The 20,692-nt window shown below is 43.2% G+C and carries 16 protein-coding genes; 6 read left to right on the top strand and 10 right to left on the bottom strand.

Going from position 1 to position 20,692, the window contains the following annotated elements:
- Nucleotide 1 precedes the first annotated feature (1 nt).
- The 5 genes from fabD to yceD are packed head-to-tail and all read right to left on the bottom strand — an operon-like array spanning nt 2 to nt 3,710.
- Entirely contained in the window at nt 2-928 is a 927-nt protein-coding gene (gene fabD, locus SWOO_RS10450; protein WP_012324671.1) for an ACP S-malonyltransferase, read from the bottom strand.
- 54 nt (nt 929-982) lie between these two features.
- On the bottom strand, nt 983-1,942 hold the full coding sequence (locus tag SWOO_RS10445; RefSeq protein ID WP_012324670.1) for a beta-ketoacyl-ACP synthase III: 960 nt from the start codon (nt 1,940-1,942) through the stop codon (nt 983-985).
- 12 nt (nt 1,943-1,954) lie between these two features.
- Complete coding sequence (gene plsX / locus SWOO_RS10440) at nt 1,955-2,983, bottom strand: phosphate acyltransferase PlsX (protein ID WP_012324669.1); 1,029 nt, start codon at nt 2,981-2,983, stop codon at nt 1,955-1,957.
- Between the two features lie 14 nt (nt 2,984-2,997).
- Nucleotides 2,998-3,168 (bottom strand): 50S ribosomal protein L32, encoded by a 171-nt coding sequence (gene rpmF, locus SWOO_RS10435; protein ID WP_012324668.1) that lies wholly within the window; start codon nt 3,166-3,168, stop codon nt 2,998-3,000.
- Nucleotides 3,169-3,185: 17 nt separating this feature from the next.
- Nucleotides 3,186-3,710 (bottom strand): 23S rRNA accumulation protein YceD, encoded by a 525-nt coding sequence (gene yceD / locus SWOO_RS10430; protein ID WP_012324667.1) that lies wholly within the window; start codon nt 3,708-3,710, stop codon nt 3,186-3,188.
- Between the two features lie 319 nt (nt 3,711-4,029).
- Between yceD and SWOO_RS10425 the strand changes: the two genes are divergently transcribed.
- Both SWOO_RS10425 and SWOO_RS10420 read left to right on the top strand, forming a co-directional pair.
- The gene (locus SWOO_RS10425; protein WP_012324666.1) at nt 4,030-4,629 is read left to right on the top strand and encodes a Maf family protein; all 600 of its coding nucleotides are present in this window, start codon (nt 4,030-4,032) and stop codon (nt 4,627-4,629) included.
- A gap of 185 nt (nt 4,630-4,814) precedes the next feature.
- Nucleotides 4,815-6,221 (top strand): sensor domain-containing diguanylate cyclase, encoded by a 1,407-nt coding sequence (locus SWOO_RS10420; RefSeq protein ID WP_012324665.1) that lies wholly within the window; start codon nt 4,815-4,817, stop codon nt 6,219-6,221.
- A gap of 76 nt (nt 6,222-6,297) precedes the next feature.
- Here SWOO_RS10420 and SWOO_RS10415 read toward each other — a convergent pair whose 3' ends face one another.
- Entirely contained in the window at nt 6,298-6,948 is a 651-nt protein-coding gene (locus SWOO_RS10415) for an HAD-IIIA family hydrolase (RefSeq protein ID WP_012324664.1), read from the bottom strand.
- Entirely contained in the window at nt 6,945-7,904 is a 960-nt protein-coding gene (rluC, locus tag SWOO_RS10410; RefSeq protein WP_012324663.1) for a 23S rRNA pseudouridine(955/2504/2580) synthase RluC, read from the bottom strand. The genes SWOO_RS10415 and rluC overlap by 4 nt, the downstream gene beginning before the upstream one ends.
- A 592-nt stretch (nt 7,905-8,496) precedes the next feature.
- Here rluC and rne point away from each other — a divergent pair.
- The 4 genes from rne (at nt 8,497) to ylqF (ending at nt 15,760) form a co-directional block, all read left to right on the top strand.
- Complete coding sequence (gene rne, locus SWOO_RS10405) at nt 8,497-11,925, top strand: ribonuclease E (RefSeq protein ID WP_012324662.1); 3,429 nt, start codon at nt 8,497-8,499, stop codon at nt 11,923-11,925.
- Nucleotides 11,926-12,066: 141 nt separating this feature from the next.
- Complete coding sequence (locus SWOO_RS10400; protein ID WP_012324661.1) at nt 12,067-13,623, top strand: SulP family inorganic anion transporter; 1,557 nt, start codon at nt 12,067-12,069, stop codon at nt 13,621-13,623.
- Nucleotides 13,624-13,865: 242 nt separating this feature from the next.
- On the top strand, nt 13,866-14,705 hold the full coding sequence (locus tag SWOO_RS10395) for an isopenicillin N synthase family dioxygenase (protein WP_012324660.1): 840 nt from the start codon (nt 13,866-13,868) through the stop codon (nt 14,703-14,705).
- Between the two features lie 116 nt (nt 14,706-14,821).
- On the top strand, nt 14,822-15,760 hold the full coding sequence (gene ylqF / locus SWOO_RS10390; protein WP_012324659.1) for a ribosome biogenesis GTPase YlqF: 939 nt from the start codon (nt 14,822-14,824) through the stop codon (nt 15,758-15,760).
- A 61-nt stretch (nt 15,761-15,821) separates the two neighbouring features.
- Here ylqF and SWOO_RS10385 read toward each other — a convergent pair whose 3' ends face one another.
- The 3 genes from SWOO_RS10385 to SWOO_RS10375 are packed head-to-tail and all read right to left on the bottom strand — an operon-like array spanning nt 15,822 to nt 20,511.
- On the bottom strand, nt 15,822-16,304 hold the full coding sequence (locus tag SWOO_RS10385) for a low molecular weight protein-tyrosine-phosphatase (RefSeq protein ID WP_012324658.1): 483 nt from the start codon (nt 16,302-16,304) through the stop codon (nt 15,822-15,824).
- A 36-nt stretch (nt 16,305-16,340) separates the two neighbouring features.
- Nucleotides 16,341-18,035 (bottom strand): glycosyltransferase family 87 protein, encoded by a 1,695-nt coding sequence (locus SWOO_RS10380; protein WP_012324657.1) that lies wholly within the window; start codon nt 18,033-18,035, stop codon nt 16,341-16,343.
- A 19-nt stretch (nt 18,036-18,054) separates the two neighbouring features.
- The gene (locus tag SWOO_RS10375) at nt 18,055-20,511 is read right to left on the bottom strand and encodes an ATP-binding cassette domain-containing protein (protein ID WP_012324656.1); all 2,457 of its coding nucleotides are present in this window, start codon (nt 20,509-20,511) and stop codon (nt 18,055-18,057) included.
- Nucleotides 20,512-20,692 lie beyond the last annotated feature (181 nt).

Here is a 20,692-nt window from a genome sequence, read left to right as displayed (position 1 = left end):
CCTATTCGGTCAATGCTGCGAGTGATGTTGTGTCGTTAACCGCTTTTGCCGTCAACGAACGATCAATACGTTTTGCAAGGCCTGTCAGTACTTTCCCTGGACCAATCTCAAACAAGTTAGTCACACCCGCTTTTGAAATTGCTGTTACCGTATCAGACCACAACACAGGACAATAAAGCTGTCTGACAAGCGCATCTTTTATCTCTTCCCCTGAACTTGGTGACGCAACATCCACGTTATTAATCACTTGGATTTTTGGCGTTTTAAACTCAATTGACTCAAGGGCAACAGCAAGCTTTTCAGCTGCTGGGCGCATAAGTTCACAATGAGAAGGAACACTAACAGGCAATGCAACAGCCATTTTAGCGCCGGCCTCTTTACAAAGTGCACCAGCACGTTCGACCGCACCTTTACTGCCCGCAATAACCACTTGGCCTGGACTGTTATAATTAACAGGGCTAACCACTTCGCCTTGCGAAGCCTCTTCACACGCTTTAGCAATGGCATCATTATCTAAGCCTATGATGGCAAACATTGCACCGCTGCCAGCAGGAACCGCTTGCTGCATCAACTGTCCACGAAGCTGTACTAATTTAACTGCATCGGTAAAGTCGATGACTCCAGCACATACTAACGCTGAATACTCACCTAGACTGTGGCCCGCAAGTACACTCGGTAAGGCTTTACCGCTAGCCTCAAATGCACGCCAAATCGCGACACTTGCAGTCAATAATGCAGGTTGTGTTTTATCTGTCTCATTGAGGGTTTCGACCGGACCTTGTTGTACAAGTTCCCAAAGATCGTAACCTAAAACATCACTTGCTTGAGAAAAAGTCTGAGCAATAATCTCGTGCTCAGTTGCAAGTTCAGCCAACATTCCAATTGCTTGGGAGCCTTGGCCAGGGAAGATAAAAGCTGAATTATCCATAAACTCTACCTATCACATTCAAGATGAAAATATCATTACCGTTTTAAACAGTAATTAAAAACGAACTAATGCACTGCCCCACGCAAAACCAGCTCCAAATGCTTCTAACATTAGGAGTTGACCGCGCTTTATTCGACCATCACGAACAGCCTCATCAAGGGCTATTGGAACAGAAGCAGCAGAAGTATTACCATGTTTAGCAAGGGTCAGCACCACTTTATCTAAACTCATGCCTAGCTTTTTAGCTGTTGCTTTAATAATGCGGAAGTTGGCTTGATGTGGCACTAACCAATCAATCTCAGACTTATCAATTTGATTAATCCGCAGAGTCTCGGTCACAACATGGGAGAGCTGTGTTACCGCAACCTTAAATACATCATTACCTTTCATGGTCATATAACCAACCGCAGCAGATGATTCACCAGCTCTTGGAGGGAATGAACATTTCAGTAGATCGCCTTGTCTACCGTCGGCATAAATATGAGTAGATAGAATACCTGGCTCATCAGAAGCACCAATTACAGCCGCACCCGCACCATCACCAAATAGAATAATAGTACCGCGATCTTCTGGCTCACAAAGGCGTGATAACACGTCTGCGCCTATCACTAGCACCTTTTTAGCCATACCAGATTTGACATACTGGTCTGCAATCGAGAGTGCATAAACAAAACCTGAGCAAGCTGCTGCGATATCAAAAGCTGGGATCGTGTGGACCCCCAGCATAGCTTGAATCTCGCACGCGGCAGCCGGAAATGCATTACTTGCACTCGTCGTTCCGCACACGATCATATCGAGTTCGCTTGCCTCGATGCCTGCCATCTCAAGGGCTTTCTTCGCAGCTTCAAATCCCATGGTCGATACTGACTCATCGGAAGCGGCAATACGGCGCTCAGAGATACCTGTGCGTTCAACAATCCACTGGTCACTGGTTTCAACCATCTGTTCCAGATCCTGATTGCTACGCACTTGTGCTGGTAAATAACTACCAGTTCCAAGAATTTTTGTATGCATATTAAGGAGGTATCAGTTATTAATATCTAAAAGAATCGACTCAAGACGTTCTTCAATCATCTTTGGGAGTCTACGTTGCGCCTCTGTCACTGCAAGGGTTATCGCTTGCAAATAAGCAGATTCATCGGCACTGCCATGACTTTTTACTACAATTCCGCGCAATCCTATCAAACTTGCACCATTGTAGTGGTCGGGGTTCATCTGTTTAAGAACAGAATTTATGCGGGGAGCGATTAGTTTGGCCATTAATCGCACAAAAAAACCTTTGGTCAGTCCTTTTTCCAACTGATTGACCAACAATTTTGCGATTCCTTCAGAGGTTTTCAATGTGATATTACCAACAAAACCATCACAAACAATGACATCAACATTGCCAGAGTAAAGATCATTACCTTCAATAAAGCCCACATAGTTAATTTGCGGACTTTGTTGTAATAGTTGTCCTGCCTGTTGAACTTGATCGTTACCTTTAATCTCTTCGATGCCAACGTTTAAAAGTGCAACTTTAGGTTGCTCATTCTTATCGACAGCTTCACTGAGCACAGATCCCATTACTGCAAACTGGAATAGTGTTTCGCTGCAACAAGAGACATTAGCGCCAAGATCAAGTAAGTACACAGGCTTTTGATTAACCGCAGGTAAACAACTTACCAAAGCTGGTCTATCAATACCGGGTAATGTCTTAAGTAGCACTTTAGCTATCGCCATCAGTGCACCAGTATTTCCTGCACTTAAGCAAGCTTGAGCTTTACCGTCACGCACCAGTTCAATAGCCAAGCGCATTGAGCTTTGCTTTCTATTTCTAAGTGCATGGACAGGGCGATCTGACATACTGACGACTTCAGTCGTATGAAGGATCTCAATTCTTTGACGAATACTGGATTCAGCCTTAGGAAGAAAATGTTCTATTTCAGGCTGGTTGCCAACAAGGACAACATGTAGAGAGGGATATAAATGAAGTGCCTGCAAAGTTGCAGGCACTGTGACGCGGGGGCCATAATCGCCCCCCATCACATCTAACGCAAGCGTCAGATCTGTCATAAAAGTATCAACAATTACTTGTTAATAACCTTTACGCCGCGGTAAAAACCATCCGCAGTCACGTTGTGACGACGGTGAAGTTCACCACTCGTTGCATCCACAGACAATTGAGCAGTGCTCAATGAATCGTGTGAACGGCGCATTCCACGCTTTGAACGAGATTTTTTATTCTGTTGTACAGCCATTTTACCTGTCTCCTAGGTTACTTGCTCTTCAGTTTTTCTAACACTGCAAACGGATTTGGACGCTCCTCTTGAGAAGGTTCAATCTCGCCTACAACTATGTCTTTATCGCCTTTGCCACAACTTTCGTCAGCGTGCATCGGTATAAGGGGCATAGCGATTATCAATTCATCTTCAATCAATTGATGCAGACGAACTTCGCCTATTTCATTACACTCAATAGGGTCATACGCATCCGGGAGCTCATCGATTTCAGCTTCATTCCCACAGGGAGTGAAATTGAAGTCGACCGTAACCTTTGTGGTATATAGTGTCATGCAACGTTGACAATTCAGAGTGAGCTCCGTCACAGCCTTCCCTTTAAGGTAGACTATCCCCTGTATATCTACGCCACATTCAAACGACACTGCCACATCGGAACAGTCGCCGGCACTTAACTCATTTAATCGCTTTAACTGCTTACCAGGAATCGAACCTTCATAAGAAAGCTGACTCGCAGCAGCGCGTATTGGATCAATTGAAACCGGTATCTTTACTGTTTGCATAAGGCGCGCATATTATAGTTTGAAATCCTTAGAGTCAAAGGAAAATTCGTCTTCTTGCTATAAGAAGAGTCATTTACCACATTTTTGAGCTCTAAAAACATAAATTAATGGATTAGAAATTTTACCCAAGCTCGAAGATTTACTCAAGTCACGCACGCTTAAAATAGAAGCGAACGAACTTTTTTATCTTAGATAAATAAAAAGTGTGGGATTTCCATCATCAAAAAACAGTAAACTTCCTCATAAATCAGCTAAAGAGAAACGGCATAACTAACTATGCATTGCTCTTTTGCTGCAATAATCTATTTGGAGTTTTATTATGTCATCTCGGCTAATCCTTGCATCAACCTCCCCTTTTAGGCAACAACTGCTCACTAAGCTGAACATCCCCTTCGATACCTGTTCGCCCGATATTGATGAAACACCTAAAGAGGGCGAAGCCCCCGATGCTCTGGTTATGCGCCTTGCTCAAAGCAAAGCCATAAAAGGTGCTTCGGGTCATTCCCAAGGATTAATGATCGGTTCAGATCAAGTTGCAGTCATTGATGGACGTATTGTAGGTAAACCTTTAACTCATGAAAAAGCAGTGGAACAACTCACTCAAGCTTCCAACCAGATCATCACTTTTTATACAGGTCTGTCACTACACAATATCAGTACAGGGTTAAGTGACACCCGTATAGAAACCTTTAAAGTACATTTTAGGGAGCTGACACAAGCACAAATTGAGTATTACCTTCAAACAGAGCAGCCGTATTTCTGTGCAGGAAGTTTTAAATGTGAAGGTCTTGGCATTGCACTCTTTACACAATTAGAGGGAAAAGATCCCAACACACTTGTCGGTTTACCTTTAATCACCCTTATCGATATGCTCTCAAAGCAAGGCTACCAAGTGCTTTCAAAGAATTTAGTAGACTAAAAACTCACTATTCGCAAATAAAAACACTAAATTCAGTCACAAAAACTGCGTTTCCCCAATTTGTAACTACAATATATTACAAGGGGCGAAAGACTCGACATTATAACGCCCCACTTCCAATCAAAAATACCTATTAAATCTCTTTGGACACGGATGTCTGAACACTGCTATTTTGGGAATGGTCGATGACAGATATTGAAGAAGCTCTAGCACTACTTGCAGCCCCCTGTACTGACGAACGTTTTTTTCAACGTGCGCTAAAAGCACTTGCACTTGTAACTCAATGCCGTTGGGCTGCCTTTGGCAGGCCATCAGATGTGGCAGGCAAGGCTGAAGTGGTGGCTTTTTGCGATCTAAAACACACTGTGCCTGGATTTGAGTTCGATTTGGAGGGGTCACCTTGTGAGCTCATTTACCGACAGAAATACCCAGACACTCACCTACTGTTTGCCAAAGATCTGCAAACAAAATTTCCAAACTTCCAGTTGATTAAAGATCTGGGCGCCAACAGTTACCAAGCAGAGTTAATTCTAGATGATGGTGGTAACCCCATAGGCCATATTTTAGTCATGGATCCCCTCCCACAAACAGAGACAATGAAATCAAAAGAGTTTTTCAGACTATTGGCTCAAAGAATTGGGGTTGAATATAAACGTCTACTTATCTCTCGTGAACTTGCTCTGCATAAGCAGATGATTGCAGTCACAGAACACTTAATGTCTTTTGTCGATGACTCATACACCTACCATGTTGTCTCTAAAGGCTATGAAAGCTTATTTAACAAATCATCCCGAGAGATTGTCGGCAAGAGCGTCGAACAGGTTCATGGAAAAGAGGTTTTCAACGATGTATTAAAGCCTTTACTAGACCGAACCTTAAAGGGGGAAACCGTACAGACACGAGTTTGGATCCATCCCCCCCATACAACACCTCAATATATGAACATTCTTCATAACCCCTACTTCAATGAGAAGGGAAATATTGTTGGTGTAATTGTCTCTGCTCACAACATAACCGATATGCATGCAGCAAACGAAAAAATACAGCAATTAGCCAACCATGATCCACTAACAGGAATGTTAAACCGAAGGGCACTGTTTGAAGTGATGGAAGGTAAATTAAGAGAGCAGGAACAAGCAAAATTACAGCTCGCCGTACTTTATATAGATCTTGATGGTTTTCAGCAGATCAACGACCGCTATGGTCACCATCAAGGAGACAAGGTACTAAGGTATGTCGCATCAAAGATAAAAGACACAGCAATTGATAGTGAGATAGTCGCACGGATCGGTGGTGACGAGTTTATTGTGTTGGCAAGTTTCCCCCATGGGAATACTTATGAACATTATCAGCTTAAACTCGAAGATCTCTGTGACAGGCTTAATAGTCAACTCTTTATCGATATCGACATCGAAGGGCAAAGTCTGCCGTTATCAGCAAGTATTGGCCACTGTTTAGTTAATGACGCAACAATGGAGCTATCGGCCATTATCAGTAAAGCCGATAAAGATATGTACAGAAACAAACGAAATGAAAGACTAGGGTTAGTCTCAATGGCAACAGGTTTTATCAGGCAAACACCTTCACAATAAAACCATCCCCTCTTGATAGAGAATGAAAAAGGCTAGCATGCGCTAGCCTTTTTCTTTATGAGTCACACATCTACAATTAGTGACCCAAAAAGCCGAGTAGTTCAAGTGGCGAACTGATAATGCCCTTTGGCTTTGATGTCAGCAACTGACTCTCTCCATGGGCACCATAGTTAACAGCCACAGCATCGATTCCAGCGTTATTAGCCATATTAATATCGTGTACCGAGTCCCCTATCATTAGCGCCTTGGCGGGCTCCACATTAAGCTCATTTAATAGTTGAAGAATCATCTCAGGATGCGGTTTACTCACAGCTTCATCGGCGCAGCGGCTGGCGATAAACTGCTGACCTAACCCAGTTTCATTGAGTACGCGATCTAAACCAGCTCTGGCTTTTCCCGTAGCAACGGCCAACTGATAACCTACCTGATTTAGCTGCTGTAAAAGTAATTCAGCCCCATCAAAGAGTGGGCTTGGGGTGGTATCAAGTTCAAGATACTGCTGACGATACACCTGAATCATCTGACGATAAACACTATCACTACCATCAGGATACAAGGTATTTAACGCCTCCTGCATCGACAATCCGATAATATTGCGTACAGCAGATTCTGATGGAGTGGGAAATTCAAGTACCTTGGCCGTTTGCTGCATGCAGGCAACAATTTTGCCTACAGAGTCCATTAAAGTGCCATCCCAATCAAATATGACGAGCTCATACTGCTTCATACTTTTATCAACTTATCTAGTGTCTGGGTCAAAACAGGATCTAACGGAGCTTTCACTATCATCACCTCTTCGTTGCCTGGATGAGTAAAACGCAGTTGAGCCGCATGAAGAAAAAGTCGGTTGAGCCCTAAAGCACGCATACTGTCATCATATTTCTGCTCACTGTATTTTTCATCACAAGCGATGGGGTGACCAGTATATTGGCAATGAACGCGGATCTGGTGAGTACGACCTGTTACAGGACTTGCTTGCACTAAAGTGCTGCCTTGATAACGCTGCAAAATTTTAAAACGAGTTTCGCACTCCTTCCCCTCTTGATTAACACGCACAATTCGCTCACCGGACTTTAAAGTCAGTTTTAATAAAGGCGCTTTAATCGCCTTATCTCTTGCTTGCCAAGTCCCCTTAACCAGTGCCTGATAATCTTTTTGCATCTTCTTAAACCTAAGTTGATCATGAAGATGTCTTAGTGCACTTCGCTTCTTTGCTATAAGCAGTACACCGGAAGTATCTTTATCAAGACGATGAGCTAACTCTAGAAATTTCTGAGTTGGACGCAGTGAGCGCATCGCTTCAATAATCCCGAAGTCGACGCCACTACCGCCATGAACAGCCAGACCAGCGGGTTTATTCAGCACAATAAGGTGCTTATCTTCAAACAGAATACGCTCCTCTAATTGAGATACTTTACTCAAATTAGCCGAAGGACCTGGTCTCTCATCTTTTTCAGATACACGTACAGGAGGCACCCTGACAATATCCCCATCCTGTAACTTATATTCAGGTTTAATTCGCTTTTTATTTACCCTGACTTCGCCCTTACGCACAATCCGGTAGATCATGCTTTTAGGCACACCTTTCAACTTAGTCAGTAGGAAATTATCTATGCGTTGACCAACATGATCTTCATCAATGGTTACCAGTTGGACTTTTATTTTGGGAGATTCGCTATTCATGGTGCGCCTATATGTACATCAAGGCGCGTATTGTACAACAAGTTATAAGAATTTTGTGCCTTTCCATTTGCTGAATTTATTGATTATTGCTATATTTCATCGGCGATTGGGGATAACTAGTGAAAAAAGTGTTCACAAATCCCTCATCGCATGCGTATGAAATAGAGACTAAAAAGCTTTTATATCTGTAGCAAACCATTGATTTGCAAGTCGTTCACATTGAAAATAGACCTAAAACAAGTTTTAACGACTAAACAGAATAATAAGCCCATATTACAAACTGGTTTCTCTAAGAATCGCACCCAAAATTCGAAGATTATTTTTAACTAATCATCAAACGAACTTAATTCGAATTTGGCATTACCGGAAAGTACTGAATAATTTATGGGGTTGGTTGACGTTTTACAACGAATTCCTTGTTTTTGTAAAGATTAAAAAATAAGCCATAAATGGATGCGACACGCAGCGAATGCGTCTTACAGAAATGCGCACCTTGCCTAGACACTAGCCGTGAGGCTCAGTTACGAATGCTAGGCCCGTAATGCAGCGATAAAGTCGTTTGATGACCTTATTTTAGAAGAATGACGTCATAATGAAACGGATGTTAATTAATGCAACTCAATCTGAAGAGTTGCGCGTTGCCCTTGTTGATGGGCAACAACTGTATGATCTAGATATTGAAAGTCCTGGTCATGAACAGAAAAAAGCGAATATTTACAAAGGTAAAATTACCCGAGTAGAACCTTCACTTGAAGCCGCGTTTGTCGATTACGGCGCAGAGCGTCACGGCTTTTTACCCCTAAAAGAGATCGCAAGAGAGTACTTCCCTAAAGGTTATTCTTTCCAAGGCCGCCCCAATATTAAAGAGGTGGTAAAAGAGGGCCAAGAGGTTGTTATTCAAATTGATAAGGAAGAGCGTGGTAATAAAGGTGCTGCACTGACAACCTTTATCAGTCTTGCTGGTTCTTATCTCGTTCTTATGCCTAATAACCCTCGTGCAGGCGGGATCTCTCGTCGTATTGAAGGTGATGAGCGTACAGAGCTAAAAGCAGCACTGTCTGAACTAGAAGTACCTCAAGGTATGGGCTTAATTGTTCGTACTGCTGGTGTAGGCAAAGATTCTGCTGAGCTTAAATGGGATCTTAAGGTGCTAGTCCACCACTGGGCTGCAATTAAAGAAGCTGCTGATAGTCGTCCAGCCCCCTTCTTAATTCACCAAGAGAGCAATGTTATTGTTCGTGCTATTCGTGACTATTTACGTCGTGATGTCGGTGAAGTTCTAATCGATCATCCACGTATTTTTGAAGATGCTAAGCAGCACGTATCACTTGTACGCCCTGATTTTGTTGATCGTATCAAGCAGTATGAAGCAGAAGTTCCTCTGTTCACTCATTACCAGATTGAGACTCAAATTGAATCGGCTTTCCAACGTGAAGTTCGTCTTCCATCTGGCGGTTCAATTGTTATCGATCCAACTGAAGCACTCACCTCAATCGATATCAACTCTGCCCGTGCAACTAAAGGCGGTGATATTGAAGAGACAGCTCTCAATACTAACCTTGAAGCCGCTGATGAGATAGCCCGTCAACTTCGTCTTCGTGATTTAGGTGGCTTGGTGGTTATCGACTTCATCGATATGACCCCTGTACGTCATCAACGTGAAGTCGAAAACAGAATGCGTGACGCCGTTCACCACGACAGAGCTCGCGTTCAATTAGGCCGTATCTCACGCTTTGGCTTAATGGAGATGTCACGTCAACGTCTACGCCCTTCCCTTGAAGAGTCTGCTGCGCACCTATGTCCACGCTGTCATGGCCAAGGCACTATTCGTGGCACTGAATCTTTAGCACTTTCAATTCTGCGTCTTATGGAAGAGGAAGCGATTAAGGAAAACACATCACAAATTGAAGCAGTTGTACCTGTTGATGTTGCCGCCTTCCTGCTAAACGAAAAGCGTAAAGCGATCCGCATAACTGAGCAGCGCCACGATGTCGAAGTGTATGTGATCCCAGATCCAAACATGACTACGCCAGATTACCGCGTATCACGTCATCGTAAAGATGATCAGATCAGTGAATCTAGCTATAAGTTATTAGATAAGCCTGAAGCTAAGCTTTATGAGCCACGTAAACTTGAACGTGCAGCGCCACCTCAGCCTGCATTAAAAGGTTTCTCTGCGCCTAAGAAGTCAATTGAAGCAACACCAAGTGTTGCAGCTAAGCCAGCTGTTAAGGATAGCAACGAGCCTGGACTTATCTCCAAATTCCTCTCTGCTATTGGTGCTCTTTTCAAATCTGAAGAGAAGAAAGAGGAGCCTAAAAAGCCACAGCAGTCTGGACGCAACAATCAAAATAAGAATGCACGACGCAATACTCGTCGCAATGACCGCCGTCCACGTGATGATAAAGAGCAGTCAGGCGAAAAGAGAGAGCGTAACCCTCGTAACAGCCGTAATAAGAATGCTGATTCGAATAAAGAGAATCGTGCAAGCAAAGACAGAGACGAGCAAGCTAAACGTCAACCTCGCAATAGCAAGTCTAATCGTAATCAAAACAGCGAAAACGACACGACTGCAGAACAACCTAAGCAAGAGGTGGCTAGAGAGCGTCGTCAACGTCGTAATATGCGCCGTAAAGTACGCGTTGAAAACGAGCAAACGGAAACAGTTGTTGATTCTGTGACAGCCCCACAAGAGCAGGCACAGCCTAAAGCCAATGAGGAGAAGCAGAGCCGTCCAAAGCGTCAGCCTAGAAAAGCTAAGCCTAAACCTCAAGCGGATGATTCTGTTGCTTCACAAACAGCAGAGCAGGTAGAAGCATCTGATGCAGTTAAATCAGATACTGTTCAAGCTGAAGTCCAAGTTGTAACTGATGCTAAAGCGGTCGAAAGCAAGCCTGTTGAAACCAGTGTTGAATCAAAACAAGCAGTTGAGCCAAGTACAGCAAAGAGTGATGACTCAAGCGATACAGCCAACTCAACTGAAAACTCTGCACCTCAGTCAGCTGAGAATGTAGAGGCTACAGAGGGCAAAGAAGCGTCTGATTCTCGTGATGGTCAACGTCGTAGCCGTCGTAGCCCACGTCATCTTAGAGCCGCTGGTCAACGCCGCCGCAGAGATGAAGAGACAACAGAAACTTCATCTGGTGCAGCTCCTGCTTTCATTCCAAATGAAATTGAAGTTGAAAACCAAGCCAATGAGTCTAAAGCTACTGAAGCGGCTAACGCTGAAGTATCTGAGCCAGCTGTCCAAGCTGACACTCAGGTAGTTGCAGAAACTCTTGATACGGCTAAACCTGAAGTGTCAGTGAAAACTGAAGCCACCGCTGCGCCAGCTAAGTCTGAAGCGCCAGTGAAAGCTGAAGCCACATCTGCGCCGACTAAGCCTGAAACGCCAGTGAAAGCTGAAGCCACATCTGCGCCGACTAAGCCTGAAACGCCAGTGAAAGCTGCAGCCACATCTGCGCCGACTAAGCCTGAAGCGCCTGTGAAAGCTGAAGCCACATCTGCGCCGACTAAGTCTGAAGCGCCAGTAAAAGCTGCAGCCACATCTGCGCCGACTAAGCCTGAAGCGCCAGTGAAAGCTGCAGCCACATCTGCGCCGACTAAGCCTGAAGCGCCAGTGAAAGCTGCAGCCACATCTGCGCCGACTAAGCCTGAAGCGCCAGTGAAAGCTGCAGCCACATCTGCGCCGACTAAGCCTGAAGCACCGGTGAAAGCTGAAGCCTCGACAGCATCAGCAACGCCAGCTAGACCTGAGACGCCAGTTAAGGTTGAAGTTGCAACAACTGTTGAGACTGTTGCAAGTGTTGAGCCTGTAACCCTAGATACAGCTAAGGTTAAACCTACTTCAAGTAGCCGTTTTGGTACTATGGTGACGTCTGATATGACTAAGCCTGTAGTTGAAGTGAGAGAAAATATTGCGACGCCAATGGGTCGTCAATATGACTCAAACGATAACTCGCAGCCAGTCAGGGCAGCAAGAACTGCAAATACAGCAAACTCGGAAATGGTAAAACCATAACTAAGAGTCAATCTGTATAATCAAGAAGCCATGCATTACAGCATGGCTTTTTATTTCATACCGATTGGTATAACGCGGATAATTTGTTAGTATTCGCGACCGCTATCAATCTAAATACTACATACTTATAACAGAGGCTAAATGTTTGATCTAATTCGTCACAAAACTGCCAGTAGCAAAGCTGATCTGCTTTCAGGCTTAACGGTTGCACTCGCACTCGTTCCTGAAGCTGTCGCATTTGCTTTTGTCGCAGGTGTTGAACCTATGGTGGGTTTATACGCCGCATTTATAATGGGGCTAATTACCGCACTGATTGGCGGACGACCAGGCATGATCTCTGGTGCTACAGGGGCAATGGCTGTTGTCATGGTTGCGCTAGTTGCAGAACACGGTGTTCAGTACCTGTTTGCAGCGGTGGTACTTGCGGGACTTATTCAGGTGACATTCGGCTTGCTTAAATTAGGCAAATTTATCCGTATCGTTCCCTACCCAGTAATGATAGGTTTTGTTAACGGTTTGGCCATTGTCATTTTCCTAGCACAGCTAGGACAATTTAAAGCTCCTGATGCTAATGGTGTTTTGAGCTGGCTTCCTATGGAACAACTAGGATTAATGCTTGGGCTTGTGGTATTGACCATGTTCATCATTCAATTCTTGCCTAAGCTAACCTCAGCGATCCCATCGTCACTTGCCGCAATCGTTACCGTGACCCTTTTGGTCTACTTCTTAAATCTCGACACCCGGACTGTGCTGGATTTTCTAAAGTCCATGAGCGGTGATGAGAATGCGACTATCGCTGGTAGCTTACCCACTTTCTCTATTCCGGCAGTCTCATTCACGCTGGAAACCCTGTACATCATACTGCCCTACTCGCTCATACTTGCGGCTGTAGGCTTAATTGAATCTCTGTTGACCTTAACGGTTATCGATGAGATGACAAATAGCCGTGGTAAAGGTAATAAAGAGTGTATCGGACAGGGTGTAGGTAATATCACCAGTGGCTTCTTTGGTGCCATGGGTGGTTGTGCCATGATTGGTCAATCGATGATCAACATTAACTCTGGTGGACGTGGACGCCTATCAGGTATTACTGCTGCACTTGCCCTACTGGCCTTTATTCTATTTGGTTCAGCGCTTATTGAGATGATCCCATTAGCAGCATTAGTTGGTGTGATGTTTATGGTTGTCCTTGGTACGTTTGAATGGGCGAGCTTTAAGGTGATGAGAAAAGTCCCTAAGCATGACGCATTCGTTATCATACTCGTGACTATTGTGACCGTATTTACCGATCTTGCTTTTGCAGTATTTGTTGGTGTTATCGTATCCGCATTAGTATTCGCGTGGGAACATGCTAAACATATCAATGTTGAGATCAGTGAAGATGCAAACGGTTGGAAAGTTTATAAGCTAAACGGTCCACTGTTCTTCGGCTCAGTGGCAGAGTTTTTAGATCTGTTCCAGTCAAACACCGATCCTGCAGATGTGATTGTCGACTTCCAAAACTCTCGTGTTTGCGATCACTCAGCACTCGATGCCATTGATACGTTAGCAGAGCGCTATGGCTCCAGTGGCAAAAGATTACACCTACGTCACCTAAGTAATGACTGTAAAGAGTTACTACATAAAGCGGGAGACTTAGTTGAGGTTAACTTAATTGAAGATCCTCACTATAAGATTGCTGATAACAAATTAGACTAATCTTGTCGCGAAAGAGTGTTCAAGAAAGGCGAGCAACTAGCTCGCCTTTTTTATGCGCTGAACTTAAAATAAATTTATACTGCCTGTTCTTACCTATCTAACTGTTAGTTATGCTAAATCTATCATTTAGCGTGACATCTACCTCACAGACAAACAATCACAAGGTGATTTATCTCACACAGGTTTGCTCCTGCGCTTTGGCCTCGCTAAACTAACCAAGGTTAAATAAAAAGTGAGCAAAAATGAAACTAGAAACCATAGATTATCTAGCACCTAATAGCGCCGAAGAGTTTGTAAAGTCTTTAAGAGAAACCGGCTTTGGTGTACTCAGTAACCACCCTATCGACAAAGCCCTAGTCGAAGCTATCTATATAGAATGGCAAGCATTCTTCAATACTGAGGAGAAACGTGAATACCTCTTTAAACCTGAGACACAAGATGGTTTCTTCCCAGCAGAGATCTCTGAAACAGCCAAAGGCCATAGCGTAAAAGATATTAAAGAATACTATCACGTCTATCCGTGGGGCCGTATTCCAAATAGTTTAAGAGAGAATATCCTCGCCTATTACAATAAAGCCAATGAATTAGCTCAAGAGCTACTAGGCTGGATTGAATCTTATGCCCCAGCTGAAGTTAAAGCTAAATTCTCCATATCTCTGCCACAGATGATAGAGAACAGTCAGAAAACCTTACTTAGGGTTCTGTATTATCCCCCCATGTCAGGCGATGAAGAGATGGGAGCGATCCGCGCTGCTGCCCATGAAGATATCAACTTAATCACAGTACTGCCTGCGGCCAATGAGCCGGGATTACAAGTACAGGTAAAGGATGGTTCTTGGTTAGATGTTCCAAGTGATTTTGGCAACATTATTATCAATATCGGCGATATGCTACAGGAAGCATCTGGTGGTTATTACCCATCAACAAGCCACAGGGTGATAAACCCAGAAGGTGCAGATAAGAGCAAGTCACGTATCTCTCTTCCTCTGTTTCTGCATCCGAATCCAGAGGTGGTGCTCTCAGACAAATATACCGCTGATAGCTACTTAATGGAGCGATTAAGAGAGTTGGGGGTAATTTAACCACCTCTTGATCAATACAATTAGATAAAAGCGCCGAAAGGCGCTTTTTGTTTGTTAAAATTCACCTTAACAAGGTAAAATCCACGCAATTAAGTTTTGAGAGACAGGGCGTTTACATGGCAATTCAGTGGTACCCAGGACATATGCATAAGGCACGTAAAGAGATTGAAGAGGTGATGCCTCAGGTTGATCTCGTGATCGAGGTGTTAGATGCCAGAATCCCTTATAGTAGCGAAAACCCTGTCGTTTCAAGCTTACGTGGCGATAAGCCCTGTATCAAACTACTGAATAAGTCAGATCTCGCCGATCCTGAAACCACTCAACGCTGGATAGAGTACTTAGAGCGCGAACAAGGTGTTAAGGCGATGGCCATCACCACACTGCAAGCGGCCCAAGTGAAAAAAATTCCCGATCTGTGTCGCAAATTTGTACCAAGTCGCGACAAGATAGAGAAAGATATTCGTACCATGATTATGGGAATACCTAACGTAGGTAAGTCTACCATCATCAATACACTGGCAGGCAGAACGATTGCCAAAACAGGGAATGAGCCCGCCGTCACTAAAGTGCAGCAACGAATCAACCTAAGAAACGGTATTGTTCTCTCCGATACCCCAGGGATCTTGTGGCCAAAAGTCGATAATGAGAAAAGCAGCTATCGCTTAGCCATTACAGGTGCGATTAAAGATACAGCCATGGAGTATGAGGACGTGGCCATGTTTGCGGCAGAGTACTTCCTACAAGCCTATCCAGAGGCGATTGCCGAGCGTTACAAGCTTAAAGAGCTGCCCGATACTGATATCGAGCTACTCGAAGCCATTGGCCGTAAAAGAGGCGCGCTACGACCTGGCGGACGAATCGATCTGCATAAGGTATCAGAACTGGTACTTCACGAGTTTCGCTCTGGTAAAATAGGCCAACTTAGCTTAGAAACTCCAGAGATGGCTGAAATTGAGAAAGAGGAAGTGGCTATCTTAATGGCGAAGAAAGAAGCTGAAAAGCAAGCCAAAGAGGAAGCTGAGAAGCTTAAACGATCTGGTAAGCGATACAAGTAGCCGCTTCGATATATACAACTGAAAGCTCAGCCTAGCTCAAGTTAGGCTGAACTTTTTATCTCTAACACTTGATCTGCCTAATTAATTGCTCACAACTCGACTCAAGCAGATCCAATACCCGCTCAAAACCATCTCCTTTACCGTAATAGGGATCTGGCACTTCCAGCACCTGAGCTGATGGCTCCTCCCCTTCTTCACAATGGGAGAGCATTAACTTAATCTTATCTAAATACTGCTCTGGGCAGCGGCTTTGTAGCTCCCGAATATTTTGGACATCCGCGGCTAAAATAAGATCGAAGTGAGCAAAATCCTCATCAATCACCTGCCTTGCTTTCATCCCTTTAAAACTGAAACCTCGCCTTTCCCCTGCTGCTACCGATCGTGGATCCGGAGACTCACCTTGATGATAAGCTAAGGTTCCAGCTGAATCTATCTCCAGTTCTAAACCGCTCTGCTTAGCTTTCATTCTCAATACAGCTTCAGCAGTAGGAGAGCGGCAGATATTGCCCATACAAACGAATAAAACCGAAGAGACTTGCTTCATACTTAATCCTATTGAAGCTCCGATTGACTCGAAGCCTTAACCATATTTATCTTTTCGACAAAATCTAAAAATAACCCAAAAAATAAATGAAAAGATAATCATTTGACGAAATATCGATAATAACATCGCAGCTTCAACACCTTCAGGTGGAATTAGCACTGTCATCATGATCCACACAATTGCAAACAAACCAACTTGCCATCTAGAGCGAATTAAATAGGATGTCACCACCATGAGCAGTAAAAAACCAATCAGTATATGCATAGGAGCAAGTGGACTTCTCAATGTGCCTAGAACAATCAAGGCTAACCATAAGCAGATATGTTGAGCCTTATCTCCCTCTCTCATTCTCATACTTACAAATACCGTAATTGCCAGTAAAAGAACCGAGTACAAAAGTGAGATTATTTTAGCTTCTTGCCAACCAGCATCAATACCAAAAGGCACTAACTTAAATGGAATACCAATTAATGAAAAGTTTGAAGCTAAATTTACAATACTTTCATCCATCATAACAAATGCACTGCCGTCACTGATTTTAGGCAGAATATAATTAAAATACATCAGCCAAGGTTTTGCATCAAAAACCAAAAACACCATTAGGCACATCAACACAGCAAAACCACAAATATATGCGATCTCTTTGTATCGCCTCTGGAAAAGCAGAGGTAGCATCAATAACACAGGCCATAGCTTCATTAGCAGAACAAACGAAAAGAGAAAACTACCTAATACTATTTGCCTTCTCTCCAGGGCAACCAATGCAATTAATAACCCAAAGAACGCCACAATTTGTGAGCCTCCTAACTGAAAGGTAAGCGCTACTGGCATAGCCCCTACAAATATCGGCATGAGTTTAATCAACTGATCTGCTATAGGTCCTTGCAGCCATGAGATGAGCATTGACAGAGATAGCGCTGTTATCAATACAGAAAAGCTAAACCACAACACCCTAAGAAAGCTGAAATCATTAGAGATAGTCGTTAACACTTTAGGTAACAATAGAAATGCAGGCGTGTATAGATATCCATCCAGTGTAAACGGAGCCATATCTGTCGCGTACTCAGGTAGTGGTGTTGTAAATGGGTCTGTTTCAACAATCTTGGTGTCATATATATTTTCACTACTGGCGCTTGCCAAACGTGCAGCATATACATAACCGGTTAAACAGTTATGCCTTTCAAACCACTCAACCCCTGGAATAAGTGAGAAATGTGTTTGCTCTTGATCAACAATGAACACACTTAACCTTGTCACTTGCGATACAGTCATTACAGCAGCAATAACCCACAATGCAGCAAGAAAAGGTCTTACCTTGGCTCGCCCATTAAAGCTACTTGGCACTCTGAGTTTTATGTAATTAAATATTGGAACCGTGTATAGTGCTGCAACAAACAAGGGAATTAGTGCCCACTTGACAAAATATACCTCCAGAGTAAATGCAAAAACAATCGCTGAAACAATCGAGATTAAATAGACGTAGAGAGCTGACTTGATGTACGAGTTAGCAACAATACTAATGATTGAAACCGCACTTGCTGAAAACAATACAGTGGCACTAAAGTCATGACCATCGATCCCTGTTGAGTTAAGTATTAATGCCCAAATCAAACTCGTTATTGCAGGAAAAATTGCCAGCACCCCCATGGCAGCAAACCAAGTTGATTCACGTGACGTTACATTCTTGCTATTTTCGCCGTTAATTGTTTCTATCGCATCTTGATTGATCATAGTTTCACTCCCTGTGTTACTACTGATAATAATCAGCAACATGCCTTTTCACGTGAATAGCGGTAAGTGAATCAGAAGAACAAAGCATGGTATCTATCCCCCCCTCAAACACTATTTCTCCCCCTTTATCCCCACCTTCTGGCCCCACATCAACAATCCAGTGAGACTGACATATCACATCAAGGTTGTGCTCAATCAATAAAACGGTATGCCCGTCAGAAAGAAGTCGATCAAATAGTGCTAAGAGATATCGAATATCAGAAAAATGCAGCCCTCTAGTTGGTTCATCAAAGATAAACAGAGAACTCTGTAATTTTGTTTTTAGCAACTTTGTCGCCAAGTTCAAACGTTGAGCTTCACCACCAGAAAGAGTAGTTGTTGCACTACCAAGTACTAGGTAACCTAGACCGAACTCAGCAAGACAACTTAAGGCTCGATGGATAGATGGGTATGCATCAACACTAAAATGGAGAACCAGTTCATCGACGGTCATATTCAAAACATCGTATATATTCTTATTATGAACTTTGATATCTAATATTTGAGGTTGAAACTTTTTACCGTCACACTCTTCACACAATACCTCTTCATTTTTAAAGATAGACATGTCCAGTTCAATGTAACCTTGTCCCTTACACGCTTCACATCGACCACCAGCGACATTGGAACTAAAGTGTTTGCGCTCATAGCCTGCAGCTATCGCATCATTCGATTCAGCAAACATATCTCTAATATCATCACTAATACCTAGGTAAGTCGCAATTGTGCTTCTACTTGATCGCCCAATAGGCTTTTGTTCAACATAGATAATATCGTTAAACACCTCCACTCCCTGAAGGTTAGATTGAAGCTCTTTTCGTTTAGCCCGTGCGCCAATCAATCTTTGCGCTTCATCATAGATGGAACTAACCAGCGAGCTTTTACCCGATCCTGACACACCAGTGACACAAGTTAATGCGTTAACAGGAAAAGAAACTGTATCTATTTTTAGATTATTTCGATGAAGATCGTTAATAGTAAACCACTCTTTCATCGGAGGGATATGGCTTGAAAGTTTGTCTCGAGATCTAAAAAACTTGGCTGTAGCTGAAGCTTGGCAGTCAATTAACTCCTCATATGAGCCTTGAAATATAACCTCACCACCTTTGGAACCGGCTCCTGGACCAATTTCAATGATCCAGTCTGCTGCACGAATAATCGTCTCATCATGTTCAATTACAACTAATGAATTACCAAGGTCTCGTAGTTGCCGCATAGAGTCGAGTAACTTGAGCGTATCCTCCTCATGCAATCCAATGGTTGGTTCATCAAGTACGTACATAACCCCACTTAAATCACTCGCAACATGTTGAGCCAGTAAAATTCGTTGCAACTCTCCTCCAGAAAGAGAAGCTGACTCACGATTTAAGCACAGATACCCAAGCCCCACATTTACGATATTATGGCCTTGATTGATAATGGCATTCGCCAGTTCATGCACCCCAACTGGTAAAGTACCATCTTGAATCATACTAGATAGCCAATAGGTCATATCACCGATGGCCATACATTGGCAGTCATTGAAGTTCTTGCCCACAACTTTCACCGCAAGTGACTCAGGCCTTAACCTCGCACCGTCACAACCAGGGCAATGCTGCTCACCAATATATCGTTCAAAAGCTTTTTGCCGTGTTACCGACGTTGTTTTTTTATAAGAGTATTCTTGATAACCAATAATCCCAGTAAATACAATATCATTAGTTACCTTTCCAACTTTTATTGTGTACCCCTTATCAGTACCGTATAAAGCTCTTTGTTTAGCCTCATCACTCAAACTAGAGTAAGGGCAATCGATATCTATCCCTTCATCCGCACACATGGCTTCAAAGGCTTTACGTAAATTAGGGAGACTAAACGTGTTGGGCTCTGCATTATCCCAAATCCAGTTGAGTGATTTCGTTTTATCAGGAATGATAAGATCAACACTAAAAGAAGCTAATTTACCTAACCCATTACACTGTAAACACTTTCCCTCTTTTCTATTTGGGCTAAATTGTTTTGCAGATAATGTCTCTCCATACAGCCCGCAGTCATCACAAAATAGCTCACTGTTTAGTTCTTGAAAACAAGCAGGACACGAGGGCTTACCAGCATGAGCAAACAACAATCGAATCAAGCCATCTATACCTGTCACAGTTCCTATTGTAGAGCGAGGATTTGCAAGTCTCTTTACCGATTGTTTCAACGCTACAGGAGGTTGTGTTCCACTCACTCTCTCTACTTGATAGCTTCCCTCCCCCATATCAAAGCTCTTACTGGAAAGAGCACCAATATATAGTGACTTAGAGTATTCAAATAAGGTATCTATTATTAATGAGGATTTTCCAGAACCAGAAACCCCCGTTACCACGACCATTTTATTCTTAGGAATTGAGATATCGATATCTTTGAGGTTATGGGTATTTACCCCTTGCATCGTAATTGCGGTACTCATCATTGATAACGTCCAAATGTTGACAATTTGATTGGCACACGAGTAGAGTCAATAGCGCCTAACACTCACTGAATTACAATGCAGGCATCACTTCCCGTTCTTCAAGTAAATATAACGACTCTAATTGTGACGAAATATATAAAACACGATTAGCATCCTGAAAATACAGATACTTTATCTGCCA

It is taken from the genome of Shewanella woodyi ATCC 51908, assembly GCF_000019525.1.
Classification (GTDB): domain Bacteria; phylum Pseudomonadota; class Gammaproteobacteria; order Enterobacterales; family Shewanellaceae; genus Shewanella; species Shewanella woodyi.
The sequence above is the reverse complement of the archived record's forward strand: the minus strand, read 5'-3'. Positions and strand labels throughout refer to the sequence as shown.